The organism is Metabacillus sp. 22489, assembly GCF_052044855.1.
Classification (GTDB): domain Bacteria; phylum Bacillota; class Bacilli; order Bacillales; family Bacillaceae; genus Metabacillus; species Metabacillus niabensis.
In genome coordinates this window covers 1-18324 of the sequence record NZ_JBQENT010000056.1, presented here as the reverse complement: position 1 = coordinate 18324, position 18324 = coordinate 1, and the positions used below count along the sequence as shown (strand labels likewise).

General features: G+C 35.6%; 12 protein-coding genes and 1 other annotated feature. Of the genes, 6 read left to right on the top strand and 6 right to left on the bottom strand.

The features are described from left to right. The first annotated feature begins 537 nt into the window (after positions 1-537). Entirely contained in the window at positions 538-1140 is a 603-nt protein-coding gene (gene rpsD, locus ACTJJ9_RS23145) for a 30S ribosomal protein S4 (protein ID WP_095302887.1), read from the top strand. 73 nt (positions 1141-1213) lie between these two features. Here the strand turns inward: rpsD and ACTJJ9_RS23140 are convergent, their stop codons facing one another. The 3 genes from ACTJJ9_RS23140 to tyrS form a co-directional block, all read right to left on the bottom strand. Beyond that, the gene (locus ACTJJ9_RS23140) at positions 1214-2050 is read right to left on the bottom strand and encodes a MerR family transcriptional regulator (RefSeq protein WP_145584728.1); all 837 of its coding nucleotides are present in this window, start codon (positions 2048-2050) and stop codon (positions 1214-1216) included. Between the two features lie 30 nt (positions 2051-2080). Beyond that, positions 2081-3271, bottom strand: a complete 1191-nt coding sequence (gene norA / locus ACTJJ9_RS23135; RefSeq protein WP_145584726.1) for a multidrug efflux MFS transporter NorA — start codon at positions 3269-3271, stop codon at positions 2081-2083. Between the two features lie 225 nt (positions 3272-3496). Beyond that, the gene (gene tyrS, locus ACTJJ9_RS23130) at positions 3497-4759 is read right to left on the bottom strand and encodes a tyrosine--tRNA ligase (RefSeq protein ID WP_095302890.1); all 1263 of its coding nucleotides are present in this window, start codon (positions 4757-4759) and stop codon (positions 3497-3499) included. 71 nt (positions 4760-4830) lie between these two features. Continuing rightward, positions 4831-5053: a binding site (T-box leader), on the bottom strand. Positions 5054-5188: 135 nt separating this feature from the next. Between tyrS and ACTJJ9_RS23125 the strand changes: the two genes are divergently transcribed. Next, complete coding sequence (locus ACTJJ9_RS23125; RefSeq protein ID WP_145584724.1) at positions 5189-8221, top strand: transglycosylase domain-containing protein; 3033 nt, start codon at positions 5189-5191, stop codon at positions 8219-8221. Positions 8222-8303: 82 nt separating this feature from the next. Here the strand turns inward: ACTJJ9_RS23125 and acsA are convergent, their stop codons facing one another. Continuing rightward, a complete protein-coding gene (acsA, locus tag ACTJJ9_RS23120) occupies positions 8304-10019 on the bottom strand; it encodes an acetate--CoA ligase (RefSeq protein ID WP_145585295.1) in 1716 nt (571 codons plus the stop codon). Positions 10020-10224: 205 nt separating this feature from the next. Between acsA and ACTJJ9_RS23115 the strand changes: the two genes are divergently transcribed. Genes ACTJJ9_RS23115 through ACTJJ9_RS23105 form a run of 3 tightly spaced genes read left to right on the top strand, consistent with a single transcriptional unit; the run spans position 10225 to position 12707 of the window. After that, positions 10225-10857 carry a GNAT family N-acetyltransferase gene (locus tag ACTJJ9_RS23115; protein WP_440768916.1) on the top strand — a complete coding sequence of 211 codons (633 nt, stop codon included), beginning with the start codon at positions 10225-10227 and terminating at the stop codon, positions 10855-10857. A gap of 45 nt (positions 10858-10902) precedes the next feature. Further along, on the top strand, positions 10903-11547 hold the full coding sequence (locus tag ACTJJ9_RS23110) for an acetoin utilization AcuB family protein (protein WP_095303579.1): 645 nt from the start codon (positions 10903-10905) through the stop codon (positions 11545-11547). Continuing rightward, positions 11544-12707, top strand: coding sequence for an acetoin utilization protein AcuC (locus ACTJJ9_RS23105; protein WP_145585297.1), 1164 nt, complete (start codon positions 11544-11546; stop codon positions 12705-12707). Before ACTJJ9_RS23110 ends, ACTJJ9_RS23105 begins: the two co-directional genes overlap by 4 nt. 82 nt (positions 12708-12789) lie before the next feature. On the opposite strand, the gene ccpA is transcribed toward ACTJJ9_RS23105, so the two are convergent. Continuing rightward, the gene (gene ccpA / locus ACTJJ9_RS23100; protein ID WP_095303550.1) at positions 12790-13791 is read right to left on the bottom strand and encodes a catabolite control protein A; all 1002 of its coding nucleotides are present in this window, start codon (positions 13789-13791) and stop codon (positions 12790-12792) included. A gap of 421 nt (positions 13792-14212) precedes the next feature. Then, a complete protein-coding gene (locus ACTJJ9_RS23095; RefSeq protein WP_095303551.1) occupies positions 14213-15289 on the bottom strand; it encodes a bifunctional 3-deoxy-7-phosphoheptulonate synthase/chorismate mutase in 1077 nt (358 codons plus the stop codon). A 537-nt stretch (positions 15290-15826) separates the two neighbouring features. Between ACTJJ9_RS23095 and pilM the strand changes: the two genes are divergently transcribed. Then, positions 15827-17974 carry a pilus assembly protein PilM gene (gene pilM / locus ACTJJ9_RS23090; RefSeq protein WP_145585364.1) on the top strand — a complete coding sequence of 716 codons (2148 nt, stop codon included), beginning with the start codon at positions 15827-15829 and terminating at the stop codon, positions 17972-17974. Positions 17975-18324: the final 350 nt, after the last annotated feature.

The window sequence follows — 18324 nt, the reverse complement described above, 5'->3', positions numbered from 1 at the left end:
ACAATATTTTATTCCATTATATCATAAATCATCTCCCTAAATATTGTCGATGATAAGTTTCATTACAAACAGAATTAAATAGCAATTGATTTTTTATACATTTGCTATGATAAAGCTGATTGTTGATCCTATCACTTTGTTGAGTGGGTGTGTAAGACTCCTAAAAGAAGTGTTTTCAAAGAGAGACTATTATAGGGAATTGAGCCAAGGTTGAACAATGGCCATCCGGAAAATAAACAACCAAGATTAATAGCATCTATACATCAAAAATCGTTTAGCAACACTAGAATTAAATTTAATTGTGTAAAGGTTCTTGACTTTATATACATAAAACAATATAATATTCGTTGTGTATAAAATATGCAGCCTATTGATGTAACTGTTTTGATTTCATTTTGTTCCCCTATCTTTATAGGAGGTGTATCGAGTAACTCTATGCTGCTGGAGCGAGGATGCATGAAAACAAAATGTGCAAAGCATGTGTAATCAGTTTGGTTTTTATTTTATGCAAAATAAAAACATAAAGGAGGAGTTCGCATGGCTCGTTATACAGGCTCTAGCTGGAAACTCTCTCGTCGTTTAGGTATTTCATTAAGTGGTACAGGTAAAGAATTAGAAAAGCGTCCATACGCTCCAGGACAACATGGTCCAGGACAACGCAAAAAATTATCAGAATATGGTTTACAATTACAAGAGAAGCAAAAGCTTCGTCATATGTATGGTGTAAATGAGCGCCAATTCCGTAACCTATTTGATAAAGCTGGTAAAATGGCAGGTATCCATGGTGAAAACTTCATGATCCTTCTTGACTCTCGTCTTGATAACATTGTTTACCGTTTAGGTTTAGCACGTACTCGTCGTCAAGCTCGTCAATTAGTTAACCATGGTCATATTCTTGTTGATGGTTCACGTGTTGATATCCCATCATACCAAGTGAAACCAGGTCAAACAATTTCTTTACGTGAAAAATCACGTAACCTTGATATTGTAAAAGAAGCTATCGAAGTAAACAGCTTCGTACCTGATTACCTAACTTTCGACGCAGATAAATTAGAAGGTACATTCACTCGTTTACCAGAACGTTCTGAATTACCAGCAGAAATTAACGAAGCACTTATCGTTGAGTTCTACTCTCGTTAATCTTAGCTATTTAAAAAAGCTCAAGGTCTTGTTTATACAAAACCTTGAGCTTTTTTCGCTCCATATATTGTCACTACTCATCTATTCTTATTTTCATTTCAATCAAATAGTCATCCTGCGAAATTGGTCCATAATGAATCGGTGTAAAAACCTCATAAATGCTTCCAATTACTTGGAGATGATGACTATTTATATAATCTAATAATTTTTTAAGGTTATCAAAGTATTTTTCTGGTGAAAACCTATCTGAGATGCATACATATTTTCCTGCTGGAATTTTTGTCTGCATAATATTTGGTGATAACAATGAAATATCTCTATGCTTCATAACCGGCATAAAAATATAGCTATATGAGATTTCATCTTCATCTTTATATGATTGAAAAGGAATAATCGCGCCATAGCTATTATTCCATTCGCCTACCTCATTCTCGACTGCATTCTTCAATTCACTATAAGAGGCATTTAAAATGTCAACAGGAGTTAAATGCCTTGCTTGAGTTTGTAAAATTAGTACCTCTTCCTCATATTGAATTGTCACTTCTCCAAACATTGAGTCATTTAGCTGCTTTTCCATCCGTACTTTAACATTAGCAAGAACCTGTTTTATATCTATTAATTTCTTCAATCTTTTTTCTATAATCCGTTCTTGCTCGTTTAAGAAATCTAACAGATCCTCCGTCTTTAAACGTTGCGCCTTTTTTATATCCTCTAGTGAAGTCCCAATATGTTTAAGTGATTTTATAATATCTAAATGATATAGTTGAGAATCACGATAATAACGATAATTTGTATTTGGGTCAGTATATGCTGGTTTGAATAAGCCTATTTTGTCGTAATATCTAAGTGTTTGTACAGATATATTTGCAAGCTTTGCTACTTCCCCAATTGAATATAACGTTTCTTCCATAGCTATTTCTTCCTCAGTCATTTAATCGTCTTATTTTGCATTATTGAAAGAAGGTGCTTTATACTTATCAGCTCCCTTTTGCCCTTTCCATGAAAATGAAATTCCTACACCGACAGCTAAGAGGACTGTTGCAAAGTAAAACGGATAGTTTAAGTCAACATCAAATAAAATCCCTCCGATTATTGGCCCCAAAACATTTCCAATACTTGTAAACATTGAATTCATACCACCAACAAAGCCCTGCTCATTACCAGCAATTTTTGATAAATAGGATGTAATAGCTGGTCTCATTAAATCAAACCCAACAAATACGATAACTGTTACAAAAAGGATCGTGAAATATGAATGGACTACTGTCATCAGGAAGACTAATACGCTAGAAAAAATTAGGCTATAACGTACTAAACGTATTTCCCCAAGTAAATTCGTTAAACGATCGAAAAGTAAAACTTGCGAAATCGTTCCAACAATTGCCCCTCCAGTAATAATTATCGCTATATCCTTTGGAGAAAAGCTAAATTTATGATCGACAAATAGTGAAAATAAAGATTCAAATGCCGCTAAGCCAAATGCAGAAATAAATATAATTACGAAAGCAATCATATATTTTGATTCTAAAATACGTTTAAATCCGGTGATACGCTCTTGTGCATCCTCTTCATGATTTCGTTCTGGTTCCCGAAGCATGAAAATTGAAAAGAACGCCGCGAATAAAGCTAAAATTGATGCAGAATAAAATGGTATCCGATGTCCAAGCTCTGCTAAAAAACCTCCAATCCCTGGCCCAATAATAAAACCAGTTGAAATGGCAGCCGACATATATCCTAGCGCTTTAGGTCTAGTTTCGGAATTTGTAATATCTGCAATAAATGCTGTAACAGCTGGCATAATAAATGCTGCACTAAATCCACCTAACACCCTTGATATAAAAAGAATCTCGATTGATTCACCAATAGCAAATAAAAACTCTGATAAACTAAAAATAAGTAATCCGAGTGTAATCATTTTTTTTCTTCCAAAATCATCAACCCACCTGCCTGCTATCGGTGAGATAAGTAATTGGGCTATTGCAAATGCAGCAACTAAATATCCGACAATTGCCCCTGTTAAATTTAGTTCATTCATGATTGTTGGCATAACTGGTATGACAAGGCCAATACCTAAAAATGCAATAAATAAATTTGTTAATAATATAGCCAATGTCACTTTCTGCTTTTTCATCCTTATTCTCCTTATACTGTTAAAAATATTCTTCTAGATTCAATATAAACCCTATAGTAGCTATAGAGTCAACATTTTAGTATCTAAGTCAAATCAATCATGAATGGAAATTTAGAATTCCCCCTAATGTGCCTTTAAATAAAAAAGGCCGACATTCACGTACATACACTATACGATAAATGTCGGCCTTTATATATTCTTTCGTGTTTACCTTATTTTATTACATTATACATAGCGAATAAGAAAATATTTTTTCTTTCCTCTACGAATAACTGTAAATTGCCCGCCAATTTTGTCTTCAGTTGAGATGATTTTTTCTAGATCTTGAACTCTTTCCCCATTAATATAAATTGCGCCATTTGAAATATCCTCGCGAGCTTGTCGTTTTGATGGAGAAATTTTTGCTTGAATAAGCAAGTCAATTAAGCCAATTTCCGCCTCTTCAACTTTTGTTGAAGGTACATCCTTGAATCCCTCTAATATTTCATCTGCTGTTAACTGTTTTATATCACCGCTAAATAGCGCAGCAGAGATTTTTACCGCCCGTTCTAAAGCATCTTCCCCATGAACAAGCTTTGTCATTTCTTCTGCAAGCGCCTTTTGTGCCAAGCGTTTTTCAGGTGCCTGCTTAACCTCTTCTTCCAACTGTTCAATTTCTTGTTTAGATAGGAATGTAAAGTACTTTAAGTATTTAATGACATCACGATCATCAGTGTTAATCCAAAATTGGTAAAATTCATATGGAGATGTCTTTTCTGCATCTAACCAAATTGCCCCACCTTCAGTTTTACCGAATTTTGTACCATCTGCCTTCGTAACTAACGGAATTGTTAAACCAAATGCTTTTGCATTTTCCTCTGTTTTACGGATTAATTCTAAACCAGAAGTTATATTCCCCCATTGATCACTACCACCAATCTGCAGCTTACAATTATTGTTTTGGTATAGCTTTAGGAAATCATATGATTGTAAAATCATATAGCTAAATTCTGTAAATGAAATACCTGATTCAATTCGTGTCTTCACTGAATCTTTAGCAAGCATATAATTAATGCCAAAGTTTTTACCAACATCACGTAAGAAGGAAATAACATCAAGACTGCCTATCCAATTGTAATTATTTTCAATTATCGCTGGATTTTCCTTTGCATCAAAGTCCAAAAATCTTGAAAGCTGACCTTTAATTCGATCTGACCAATCTTGGACGATATCAGTCGTATTTAATGTTCGCTCAGCTTTTTTGCCACTTGGATCACCAATTAAACCAGTCGCTCCACCTACAAGCGCGATTGGATGATGTCCATTTAATTGAAACCGCTTAAGAGTTAATATTGGTAATAAGTGACCAATATGAAGACTATCTGCTGTCGGATCAAATCCAGCATAGAGATTAATTTTCTCTTTTTCTAAAAGCTCTGTTAATCCTTCTTCATCTGTAACCTGATTTACTAAGCCTCTAAATTGTAAATCTTTTAATAGTTCACTCATGTTCTTATCTCCTTTTTAGCTATTTTATTTTGAATTGTATAGACTAAAACGCAAAAAAGCCCCTTCATTACTGAAGGGGCGAAAAATCGCGGTACCACCCTACTTAGGATCTTACTATCAAAATCCTCACTCGGTTATATAACGGTTTACCCGTCTTTTTCTAATCAGATAAAATCCTTTCAAAAAAGCAGCTCATGGACGTAATTCATGAAAAGCCTGTATGCTGATTTCCACCAACCATCAGCTCTCTATAATAGGGAGACCTTCACTACTTAAACCAATCTTAGCAATTTCCTATGTAGTTTTAATAAATGAAATTTAACCATATTGCTCATTAAATGTCAAATACAAAAGCGAGTTATGAACAAAAGCATACAATTATTTCTATTTCCTATGGTATAATAGGAAACGATTCAGGGGGGATAGCATATGGAAAAAAAGGAAACCAAGCTGAGGCGCTACTCTCCTTTTAACAAAGATATATCAAAAAGATTAGGTATTGTCTATCAAGTTGTTAGTAATCTTATTTTATTATTTATCGTTATTGGCCTAATTGGTATATGCTTTGCTGGAGGAGTAGGGGCTGGCTATTTTGCCTCATTAGTTAAGGACGAACCAATTCGTTCATATCAAGTAATGAAAAATGAAATATACAATTATGAGGAATCGTCAGATGTATACTTCGCGAACAATGTTTATCTCGGTAAACTCAATTCAGACATTGAACGTGAGGAAGTACAACTAAAAGATATTTCTAAACATTTAATTAATGCCGTTATTGCTACTGAAGATGAACTCTTTTATGAGCATGACGGGGTCGTTCCGAAGGCAATTATGCGTGCGTTATTTCAGGAATTTACAAATGCATCAGTACAAACAGGTGGTAGTACCTTAACCCAGCAATTAATAAAAAATCAAATCTTAACAAGTGAAGTATCCTTTGATCGAAAAGCAAAGGAAATATTACTTGCATTAAGATTAGAAAAGTTTTTTGAAAAAGATGAAATACTTGAAGCTTATTTAAACGTGACTGATTTTGGCCGTAATTCAAACGGAAGAAATATTGCAGGTGTTCAAGCTGCTGCCAAAGGTATTTTCGGTGTTAATGCAAAGGATTTAAATCTTGCTCAATCCGCATTCATAGCTGGGTTACCACAAAGTCCATTTCGTTATACGCCATTTTCAAATGATGGTGGTAAAGTAAAAGAAGATCTTGAGCCAGGTATTAACCGAATGAAAACGGTTTTAAGCCGAATGTATACAGGGGGATTTATTACAGAGAAAGAATATAATGAAGCTCTCAAATACGATATTCGTGCTAACTTAACAGATAAAAAGCCTTTACCAGTTGATACCTATCCATATCTTACGTATGAAATTGAGGATCGTGCAAAGGAAATTATTTTAGTCAAACTTGCAGAGGAAGATGGTTATACAGAAGATGATTTACAAAAGGATGAAAAGCTTTATAACCAATACAAAACACTCGCAGACAATGATATTCGACATAATGGATATAAAATTCATACAACGATAAATAAAGACATTTATGATAAAATGCAAAAGGTCGTTGCCGACTACGAATATTATGGAAGTGATCGAACAGTTGAAAAAGAGGACCCTGATACAGGTGAAACAATTACTGTTAAAGAGCCTGTTGAGGTTGGTGGAATGTTAATTGAAAACAAATCCGGAAAAATCATCAGCTTTGTTGGTGGCCGTGATTATGACCGAGAAGCATTAAATCATGCAACAAAGGCAAAACGTGCTAATGGTTCGACGATGAAACCATTACTTGTCTATGCACCTGCAATGGAATTAGGTAAGATACAGCCAGGTTCAATTATTGCTGATACACCATATACAGTAAATATTCCAGGAAATAAACCATACAGACCGGGTAACTATGGTGATGGTTATCATGGGTTAACAAGTATTCGAAATGCCTTAAAGCATTCTTATAATATTCCTGCTGTAAAAACTTATATGAGTATAATAGACCAAAATCCATTATCATACCTTGAAAAAATGGGATTTACTAGTCTTCATAAGAATGATTACGGCGCACCTTCCCTAAGCTTAGGTGCCCTTACGACAGGTGTTACTATAGAAGAAAATGTTAATGCCTATACAACCTTTGCAAATAATGGGAAATTTATTGATGCATATATGATTGAGAAAATAGAAGATAGCAATGGAGAAATTATTTTTCAGCATGAAAAAACTGAAACAAATGTATTTACTCCGCAAACTTCATACTTAACGATCGATATGATGCGAGATGTTATTAAAAGTGGTACCGCTAGTTCACTAAATGGCTATCTATCATTTAATGCAGATTGGGCAGGTAAAACAGGTACTGGACAGGATTATAAGGATGCTTGGTTTGTCGCATCTAACCCAAATGTTACGTTTGGAACGTGGATTGGTTACGATACACCGAAACCTTTAGAGAAATCATATAAGGGCATGTCGTACAGTAATAGGAACATTCTTTTGTGGGCTAAGCTCATGAATGTAGCTCATGAGGTGGAGCCAGAGCTTGTTGCATCAAAAGAACGTTTCCAAATGCCTGATGGAATTGTTTCTCGTTCTTACTGTTCACTTACAGGTGATCTACCGTCATCCTTATGCAAAGACGCTGGTTTAGTAAAGACAGATTTATTTAATGCTAAGTATTTACCCAGTAAAGTAGATAATAGCCTTACCCAAAATAAATTTGTCTTTATGAACGGCAAGGCATATAAAGTACCAGGCTCTGCACCATCTGAATTTGTTCAGATGGGTGTAACGATTTCTAAAGATATCCTTAATAGATATGGGGTAGGCAGTGTTAATGAACTAAAAAACCTATTACCTAGCACTGTTAATTGGGGTAATCTTGTCATCATAGAGGATAATGTATTATCAGATAATGGGGCAAATCCTAACGCAGTTAGTGGTGTCCACATAAACGGTTCGAGAATTAGTTGGAATGCTAATGGGGAAAATGATATTATCGGCTACAGAGTCTATGCAGCTGCAAACAATTCAACTAATTTCACTAAAGTTGCTAGAGTACATGCATCTGATACATTAGGGGTAACTGTCGGAACGAAGCCTGCAGCATACTATATTGTAGCAGTCGATGTTGCTGGTCGAGAATCTTCACCATCAACTATTATTAAAGTTGGAAATTACTCAGAAGCTAAGGTGAATACGGAACCTCCGAAGGCTACTACAAAGGCTCCGGAAAATGATCCGGCTAAGGCTCCGGAAAATGATCCGGCTAAGGCTCCGGAAAACGATCCGGCTAAGGCTCCGGAAAACGATCCAGCTAAGGCTTCGAAAAACGCTCCGGCTAAAGCTCCGGAAAACGATCCAGCTAAGGTTCCAGAAAATAACGCTCCGACTAAGGCTCCGGAGAATAAACCTGATAACACTACAGAAAATCAAATAGCTAATGTTTCTTTAGTACAATAAAAAAAAGATCCCTTTCTGAGGGATCTTTTTTTCTCTATTTATGATAAATCTCATCAATAGTCTTGATGGACTTATCATATCGTTAATCTTCCATTGTCGATAAATCACCAGTCGGTAAATCAAGCTCCCATGCCTTAAGTACACGCCGCATAATTTTTCCACTTCGTGTCTTCGGTAGCTTATCACGAAATTCAATTTCACGAGGTGCAGCATGAGCGGCTAAACCTTTTTTTACAAAGGTCCGTATTTCCTCTTTCAATTCATCAGTTGCTTCATAACCTTCGCGAAGGGCAACAAATGCTTTAATAATTTCTCCTCGAACAGGATCTGGTTTACCAATTACTCCTGCCTCTGCAATTGCTGGATGTTCGATTAGTTTACTTTCGACCTCAAACGGACCAACTCGTTCACCTGATGTCATAATCACATCATCAATTCTTCCTTGGAACCAAAAATAACCATCTTCATCCATATATGCGGAGTCTCCTGATACGTACCATTCACCTGGCATAAAATATGATTCATATTTTTCTTTGTTATTCCAGATTGTGTACATCATTGATGGCCAGCCTTTTTTTATGGCTAAATTCCCCATACGATATGGTGGCAAAATATTTCCTTGATCATCAACAATTGCTGCTTCAACTCCTGGAATGGGTTTTCCCATTGAACCTGGCTTTATCTCCATACAAGGATAGTTACAAATCAACTGTGCACCAGTTTCTGTCATCCACCATGTATCATGAATTCGTTTATCAAATACTTTTACTCCCCATCTTACCACCTCAGGGTTTAACGGTTCTCCAACACTTAAGATATGTCTAAGTGAGCTTAAATCAAATTGCTTTACAAGCTCATCACCTGCACCCATTAACATTCGAAATGCAGTAGGTGCACTATACCACACCGTAACACCGAAATCTTCTATCGTTTGATACCAGGTTTCGGGACTAAACCGTCCACCAACAATAACATTTGAGGCACCAGATAACCATGGGCCAAAAATACCGTAAACTGTTCCGGTAACCCAGCCTGGATCAGCTGTACACCAATAGACATCATCTTCTTTTATATCTAGAACCCATTGTGCAGTTTGATAGTGTTGTACAATGGCTTGATGAACATGAAGTACTCCTTTTGGTTTACCAGTTGAACCTGATGTGTAATGTAAAAGAAGACCATCTGTTTTTTCAACCCAAACAATATCAAGCGTTTTACTTGCTTTTTCCATTTCCGTTAAGAAATCAATATGTTTTGTCGTATCAACATCACTTCCAACAACAACAACATGCTGTAATGCAGGAAGTTCATTTACCGGAATTCTGTTTAATAATTCTGGAGTAGTAACAATCACTTTCGCTTCACTATCTTCTAATCGATCTTTGACAGCACCTTCCATAAATGCCTCAAATAATGGTCCAACTATTGCACCTAGCTTTATAGCTCCTAGTACAACAAAATATAATTCAGGTGTTCTAGGCATAAAGACAAAAAGGCGATCACCTTTTTGAACGTCCGCTGTAGTTTTTAATACATTTGCTGCTTTGTTGGAGAGATCTTTCATTTCTCTAAACGTATATTTCTCATTGCGATTCGGATCACGGTAATAAAGGGCAATTTTATTTTTTCGGAATGTTTCAGTATGTTTATCAATCGCTTCGTAAGCTGCGTTTAGTTTACCAGTTTCATACCATGTAAAATTCTTTTCAGCTATCTCCCAATTAAACGATGCGTATACCTCGTCATAGTTTGTTAAATTATGATTCCCCTTTGTTGATGGCAACGCTTCCAATTTCATATAAAACTCCCCCTTATGTAAGAATTTACACTATAATTATAGTACAATATTTCATTTTTCACAATTTTTTAAAAAATATTTGAAGTTAATTGTGATGTAATCGCTTTATTTAGTGAGTATTCCTGTATAATGGATGTAACATTTAAACGGCATTAAAAATGCAAATCTATGAACCTATTATTCGCAGAAAAAGGCGGTGAGCAACTTGCACCATATTAAAACATACAATGCAAAAGAATTAAAAACACCGAAGTCAACAATCTTAATTGAGGGACCTATTTCAGCACAAACTTTAGCGGGCTATCACTTTCATGAAGGTCTAGTTGCATTTAGACAACCAAAACAACAGCAACAAGCTTTAGTTGAAATTGCTGATTTACCAGAGGGCAGGATCATTATTGCTCGAATAAATGAAACAGTCATTGGTTATGTTACATACCTTTATCCGGATCCATTAGAAAGATGGTCTGAAGGAAATATGGAGGATTTAATAGAATTAGGAGCAATTGAAGTAGCCCCAGAATATCGTGGTTATTCTATTGGAAAAAATCTACTAAAGATTTCTATGATGGATGACTTTATGGAAGATTATATCATTATCACGACTGAATACTATTGGCATTGGGATTTAAAAGGCTCTGGGCTAAATGTGTGGGAATACCGTAAAGTAATGGAAAAAATGATGAATGCTGGTGGCTTGCAATGGTACGCTACTGACGACCCAGAAATAAGCTCACACCCAGCTAATTGTCTTATGGCACGAATCGGAAAGCGTGTAAAACCTGAATCAATTGAAAAATTTGACCGTCTTCGTTTTAAAAATCGATTTATGTATTAAGCAAATTGCAAAACTTTGTGTACTCTAAAGTTAGGAGGCAACAAGATGCTTGTAAAACAAATCATGAAAAAAGACATCATTACGTTAAGCTCGAAACATTCAATTAGAGATGCATTAATAACGATGAAGCAAAACTCAATTCGGCATATTCCAATTGTAAAGGAAGAGGATATTTTAATCGGCATTATAACTGAACGTGATGTAAAAGATGCAAGTCCTTCCATCTTTCAATTAGAACTAAAGGAAGATTTTTTGAATAAATCGATAGATACCATTATGTCGACAAATTTAATTACAGGTCACCCACTAGACTTTGTTGAAGAAATTGCAGCCATCTTAATTGAACATAAAATTGGTTGTCTACCTATCCTACAAAATAAAAAACTAGTAGGCATCATTACAAAATCAGATTTACTTCATACATTTGTTAAATTAACTGGTGCCGACCAACCAGCATCACATATAGAGGTTAGAGTACCAAATAGAGCAGGACAACTTGCGAAAGTATCTTCTATTTTTCAAAATCATAGTATAAATATATCAAGTGTCCTCGTTTATCCAGATATCGATGATCAATATAAAATTCTCGTCTTTCGGATTCAAACGATCAATGTAAATGTCATTTTAAAGGAATTAATGAATGAGGGGTATCATGTTTTATTTCCTAACGTAATGGGGAATGACATATGAAGGAAAGAGATACCGTATTTATATACTCACCTCAATTTCAGCAGTATAAATTTCACCAAGCACATCCCTTTAATCAACTAAGAGTGAAACTAACCTATGACTTATTAACTGAAATGAAAGCGATTAAACCATCAGATGTCGTCAGTCCTAGAGCAGCAACAAAAGAGGAATTATCCTTAATCCATGATAAAAAATATATAGAAGCTGTAGAATTAGCAGGAAATGGTCAACTTGATAACGAAAAGGCGCTTAATTTTGGAATTGGAACTGAAGACACACCGATCTTCCCAAACATGCATGAGGCGAGCTCTCTTCTTGTAGGTGGAACATTAACTGCTGTTGACTATGTTATGGAGGGAAAAGCAAACCACGCAGCAAATTTCGGAGGAGGACTTCATCATGGGTTTCGTGGCAAAGCCTCTGGTTTTTGTATATATAATGATAGCTCTGTCGCGATAAAATATATTCAGAAAAAATACGATGCAAAGGTATTATATATCGATACAGATGCTCACCATGGTGATGGTGTTCAATGGGCTTTTTATGATGACCCTACCGTTTGTACACTCTCAATCCATGAAACCGGCAGATACTTGTTTCCTGGAACAGGCAATGTTACAGAACGGGGCTCTGGGAAAGGTTATGGATTTTCTTTTAATATCCCATTAGATGCGTTTACAGAAGATGAATCATGGCTTAATGCATATAGACAATCCATTACAGAAGTAGCAAATTATTTTAAGCCTGATGTTATTATCACCCAGAATGGAACTGATGCTCATTATTATGACCCACTTACACATCTATCTGCATCGATGGCCATTTATCACGAAATTCCTAAATTAGCCCATGAAATTGCTCATACATATTGTGATGGTAGATGGATCGCTGTTGGTGGAGGAGGATACGATATTTGGCGTGTTGTACCAAGAGCATGGGGCTTAGTATGGTTAGAAATGAATAACATACCTATACCGGAAAGTTTGCCATTAGCTTGGCTAAATAAGTGGCAGCAAAAATCCCCTGTTCCGCTTCCGACAAGCTGGTACGACGCTAAAGATCTTTATGAACCAATCCCTAGAAAGTTAGAAATTGAAGAAAAAAACGCCATCACTGTTTCAAAGGCATTATACCCAATTAGACCAAATGATACGAACTAACCAATTTTGCCGTTTTCGTATTGGGGACTGACCCCAATTGCAAGAAAAAAACGAGCTAACTCATGTTAGCTCGCTCTTGTTTTTACTTAGTTGATTGGCGAATTTCAATGCGATGTGGAAGCTCGACATTATGCTCTTCGACTTCTTCCTTATTCATATATTTCGTTAATAAACGCATTGCAACCGCACCGATGTCATACGTTGGTTGAACAACAGTCGTAAGCTGTGGACGTACCATTGTAGCTAAACGAGTATTATCAAATCCAACAATTTCAAAATCATTTGGAATTGAGTAATTTCTGTCCTGTGCACCGTGGATAACTCCTAAAGCCATTTCATCAGTAGCAACGAAAATAGCTGTAGGCTTTTCTGATAACTCATCAATTTTTTCAAATGCTTCAATTCCTGAATCATACGTATAATCACCTTCGATAACGAGAGATTCATCAAAAGCGATGCCTGCTTCCTCTAATGCACGCTTATAACCAACTGTTTTCTTTACGCGGTTTACCGGTTCTTCTTCTGGTCCTTCAACATAGGCAATTCGCTTATGGCCCTTTTCAATTAGCATTGAAACAACATCATATGCCGCTTGTTCATAGTTAATATTAACAGAAGGTGTGGACTCAGACATATCCACTGAAGCCGCTAATACAATAGGTACAGGAGAACGTTTGAATTGTTCTACCAACTCTTCTGTTACATTTCCGCTCATGAATACAATACCATCTACCTGCTTTCCTAGCATTGTATTCAATAGATGTAGCTCTTTATCATGATTTTGATCAGAGTTACTTAAAATAATATTATATTTATACATCGTCGCTATATCTTCAATACCTCTAGCAAGCTCAGAGTAAAAAATACTAGAGATATCTGGAATGATAACCCCAACCGTTGTTGTCTTTTTACTAGCAAGTCCCCTTGCTACTGCATTTGGACGGTAACCTAATCTTTCAATAGCTTCTTGTACCTTTTTTCTAGTCGTTGGTTTTACATTTGGGTTACCATTTACTACACGTGAAACTGTTGCCATAGACACATTTGCCTCACGAGCAACGTCATATATTGTTACACTTGTCATTTTTTGAACACTCCTTCAAATTCCTAAAAACATTAATTAACATTTCTACAATAAGACATATGTATGTAGAATTTTGTTATCAACTGTCAAATCGCCTTATATAGACACGTTTTATGTAAATTAATCATACGATACTCTGAAAACGTCTGCAATGGATTTCAAAGATTTTTTCTTATTTTCACATATTATTCATTTTCCCTGCTAATAAGAAACGTAATACTATATTACCATTTTTACCTTAAATGATCATAATTATTAATAAAAATGTATAAAAAAATATATCGTTACTTGCAGTATTCTTCTAATTTGGAAAATTGATTCTTTTTTAACATTATTTATAAACATAAAAAAGAGGCTAACTATTCTATCAGTCAACAAAGTCCTGACTGCTAAGAATAATTAACCTCTATTTCTTCATTTATTAAGCGTTAACTTTTACTAAAGGTTTTAATTCAGAAATAAATTTATCAAATTGATCAAAATCCATTTGTTGAGCAGAATCAGACAATGCCACTGCAGGGTCAGGATGGACCTCAGCCATTACACCATCAGCACCAATAGCTAAAGCTGCTTTAGCTGTAGGAACTAATAAATCTCTTCTACCTGTTGAATGTGTAACATCTACAAATACAGGTAAGTGTGTTTCTTGTTTTAAAATTGGAACTGCAGAAATATCTAAAGTATTTCTTGTTGCACGTTCATACGTACGAATTCCACGTTCACAAAGAATAATTTGGTCATTTCCTTGAGAAATAATGTATTCAGCTGCATTGACAAATTCATCAATTGTAGCTGCTAATCCACGCTTTAATAATACCGGTTTGCGAACAGCACCTGCCGCTTTTAATAATTCAAAGTTTTGCATATTACGTGCACCGATTTGAATGATATCAACATAGTCAAGCGCTACTTCAATATCAGCCGGATTCACAATCTCACTAATAATAGCTAAGCCATATTCGTCTCCAACTTTTCTTAAAATCTTAAGTCCTTCAAGACCAAGACCTTGGAAATCATATGGACTTGTACGTGGCTTGAACGCACCCCCACGTAAAATCTTAATGCCCTGCTTAACAGCTTGCTCAGCAACTGCTGCAGTTTGCTCATAGCTTTCAACAGCACACGGACCAATAATAAATGATTGGCTTCCATCACCGATTCTTACACCGTTAACTTCAACAATTGTATCTTCAGGTTTTTTCTTTCGGGAAACTAATAAAGCTTTACTATGATCGTCTTCTTGTAGCTCTAAACCTGCTTTGAAGATTTCTTTAAAAATATGTTGTAATGTTGAATCCTCGAATGGACCATCATTAAATTCTTTAATGCTATTTAACATTTTACGCTCACGAACAGGGTCATAGCGATTAACGCCTTGTGCTACTTTAGCTTTTCCAATCTCTTGAACAACTCTTCCTCGCTCGTTAATTAGCTTTAATATTTGTAGATTAATCTCATCTGCTCTTTCTCTTAATGCTTCTAATTCTGCATTACTCATCTCGCTCATCCTTTCTGATTAAAAATATAGTCGAAACAATAACACACGATCAATGAAGATAATTAACAAATAGACGCTGTTATTATTGGATATATATTTCCTCTTGCGGCGTTCGCCTGTGGGTTCTCTCTTTAGCACACATCTCTAAGCAGAAGTCTCTCACATTCATTCATAAAAATATAGTGCTAAAAAATCTACATAAGCTTTAACATAGCCAACAAATAAGTAACGTAACGTCTAATATTCTTTATCAATCACAGAAAGTGTGGTACATTTTCTATAATTAGTAGTAATTATAAACGATAAAATAGTGATTGTCACCAAAAACTTTAACATTTAAACGCTTTTAAGCGATAAAGTAAAATTTAAGCATGACCAAATGGATTTCTAGCTCTATTTTATTACTCACTATTAAGCGAATACACTTTGTCTAGAATCATTTACAGGCGAAAATCACGACAAAAATAACTAAATAATCTACATAGATCTAATTGTTAATAAATTGAAACGATAATTGATTAAAGAAGGTGTACCATCATGGAAAATTCAGATTTAACATTTGCACTTGATATTGGAACTCGTTCCGTAGTAGGACTCATTTTGAAAGTCGAAAATGGATTCTATCATATTGTTGATACGGTTATTAAAGAACATGATAAACGCTCCATGCTAGATGGTCAAATACATGATGTGTTATCTGTTGCGAATGTTATCTCTTCAATTAAGGATGAATTGGAAAGCGTACATGGCCCACTCCACAAAGTTTGTGTCGCTGCTGCAGGTCGTGCCTTGAAAACGATACGAGCATCATCCGCTTTTGAAATTTCAGGTAAGCCGATGTTTCAAAAGGAGGATGTGCTGCAGCTTGAATTAATGGCTGTACAAGCTGCTCAAAAGCAAATCGCTGAAAAATTTGAAAATGAACGAGCACATCATTATGATTGTGTTGGCTATTCTGTACTTCAATACAAATTGGATGGCGAAGAAATCGGTAGTTTAATCGATCAACAGGGTGACGAAGTAGCTGTCGAAATAATCGCAACGTTTCTCCCGAAAGTTGTCGTAGAATCATTATTAGCTGCCTTAAACCGGGCAGATTTAGAAATGGAGGCTCTAACATTAGAGCCAATTGCAGCGATAAATGTTTTAATTCCCCCTTCTATGAGAAGATTAAATGTTGCTCTAGTTGATATTGGTGCAGGAACTTCGGATATTGCGATTACTGATTTAGGAACAATCATTTCGTATGGGATGGTTCCAATTGCTGGGGATGAAATTACAGAAGCAATATCTGATGAATTCCTTCTTGATTTCCCTAAGGCAGAGGAAGCAAAAAGGAAATTAACTACTAATAGTTCCATTACGATTACTGATATTTTAGGATTTGAAACTGACGTCTCAAGTGAGGAAGTTATTAAAAAAATTTCTCCGGCCATTGATAAACTAACAAGTTCAATCAAGGATGAAATATTACAGTTAAACAACGGAGCTTCGCCTAAGGCAGTCATGTTAGTTGGAGGTGGAAGCCTTACTCCTGAGCTTCCAAAGCGGTTAGCTACAAAGTTAGAATTACCAGAAAATCGTGTTGCTATTAGAGGAATAGATGCAATTTCCCATCTAAAATTGGCCGATCATGTTCAAAAAGGACCTGAATTGGTGACACCAATCGGAATTGCAGTTGCTTCAAAACAAAATCCAATCCAATATATTAGCGTAAAAGTAAACGAAAGATCTGTTAGACTCTTTCATATGAAAACATTAACAGTTGGTGACAGCATACTAGCCTCTGGGCTACAGCTCAATAAATTATTTGGTAAGCCAGGAATGGCCATTTTCATTGAAGCAAATGGAAAATCAATCACGATTCCAGGAGAGCATGGTTCACCACCAGTTATTAAGAAAAATAATGAAATAACCTCTCTTGACGATGAAATTAAACATGGAGACATGATACATATTGAGAAGGGTGAAAATGGAAAAACACCTTTTGTGACGTTAGGTTCTCTTTTTGATCATATTCAAGCAAAAACGGTTACAATAAATGGGATCACCCACACCGTAAATCCTATATATAAAATAAATGGAGAAGTTCAGACGAATCTAGAAACAAGATTAGTCGACAGAGATCGAGTTACATGTGAAATCCCTGAAACAATTGAGGAATTTTTACAATGTATAAACATGGGACATTTCGTTGCAAAAATGAAGCCTTTTTCTATTGAAATCGATGAAAAAATTGTCACGATCGAATCATTTTCTGCAAAGCTATATAAAAACGGTCTTGCGACATTAAAGGATGCAAAGCTTGAAAATGGTGATATTGTTTTTATAAACGAAACAATTGAGCCGACACTTAAGGAATTAATGAAAGAAACAAGCTTTACCCTTTCCCAATCAATCCCCATTATATTTAATGGTGAGCAAGTGACAATCGAAAAATCGATTACTGAATTTTACCGCAATGGTGAAAAGCTTGAAGACGATGCAATTATACATAACGGTGACAAATTAATTTCTAAGAAAAAAAGTGTGCAACCGTTTATTTTTCAAGATGTCTTTACAGTAGTAAATATCGAGTTACCTTCGTCAGGAACTAGCCAATTTATTTTGCAAAAAAATGGTCAGGAGACAAACTTTCAAGACCCAATTGCACCTGGTGATGAGCTAACAATTAAATGGTTATAGTATTTATAATATAAAGCTATTGTTCAAGGTTGTTGTTGATTTTTATGCAATTTGTTTATTGGAACGATATATGAGACTCCTACTCAGAGATGCGTGTCAATGGAAGCCCTAAAAGCAGGCACCAATTGCTAAAGGAGACTCTCGGTCTGTTCACGGAAATCAAAAACAAAGCTTAAAAGACCGTAAACAATCAAAACCACCAGTGAGAACTGGTGGTTTGCTCTGCGGCTAAAAGCCTTTGTTACTGACCAAACCCTAAAGGGCTTCTGAACGGTTCCCCACGTGTACTACTTCTACTGGCCAGACCTAAAAGGCCTTCAACTTACTTACTTTCTTTTCTTTTTCTTTAC

Excerpts from the sequence above, each read along its gene's own strand:
- norA (WP_145584726.1), bottom strand. The coding sequence starts at position 3,271 with ATGAAAAAGCAGAAAGTGACATTGGCTATATTATTAACAAATTTATTT.
- pilM (WP_145585364.1), top strand. The coding sequence starts at position 15,827 with ATGGAAAATTCAGATTTAACATTTGCACTTGATATTGGAACTCGTTCC.
- ccpA (WP_095303550.1), bottom strand. The coding sequence starts at position 13,791 with ATGACAAGTGTAACAATATATGACGTTGCTCGTGAGGCAAATGTGTCT.
- ACTJJ9_RS23105 (WP_145585297.1), top strand. The coding sequence starts at position 11,544 with ATGAAGGAAAGAGATACCGTATTTATATACTCACCTCAATTTCAGCAG.
- ACTJJ9_RS23110 (WP_095303579.1), top strand. The coding sequence starts at position 10,903 with ATGCTTGTAAAACAAATCATGAAAAAAGACATCATTACGTTAAGCTCG.
- ACTJJ9_RS23095 (WP_095303551.1), bottom strand. The coding sequence starts at position 15,289 with ATGAGTAATGCAGAATTAGAAGCATTAAGAGAAAGAGCAGATGAGATT.
- tyrS (WP_095302890.1), bottom strand. The coding sequence starts at position 4,759 with ATGAGTGAACTATTAAAAGATTTACAATTTAGAGGCTTAGTAAATCAG.
- ACTJJ9_RS23140 (WP_145584728.1), bottom strand. The coding sequence starts at position 2,050 with ATGGAAGAAACGTTATATTCAATTGGGGAAGTAGCAAAGCTTGCAAAT.
- acsA (WP_145585295.1), bottom strand. The coding sequence starts at position 10,019 with ATGAAATTGGAAGCGTTGCCATCAACAAAGGGGAATCATAATTTAACA.
- ACTJJ9_RS23125 (WP_145584724.1), top strand. The coding sequence starts at position 5,189 with ATGGAAAAAAAGGAAACCAAGCTGAGGCGCTACTCTCCTTTTAACAAA.
- rpsD (WP_095302887.1), top strand. The coding sequence starts at position 538 with ATGGCTCGTTATACAGGCTCTAGCTGGAAACTCTCTCGTCGTTTAGGT.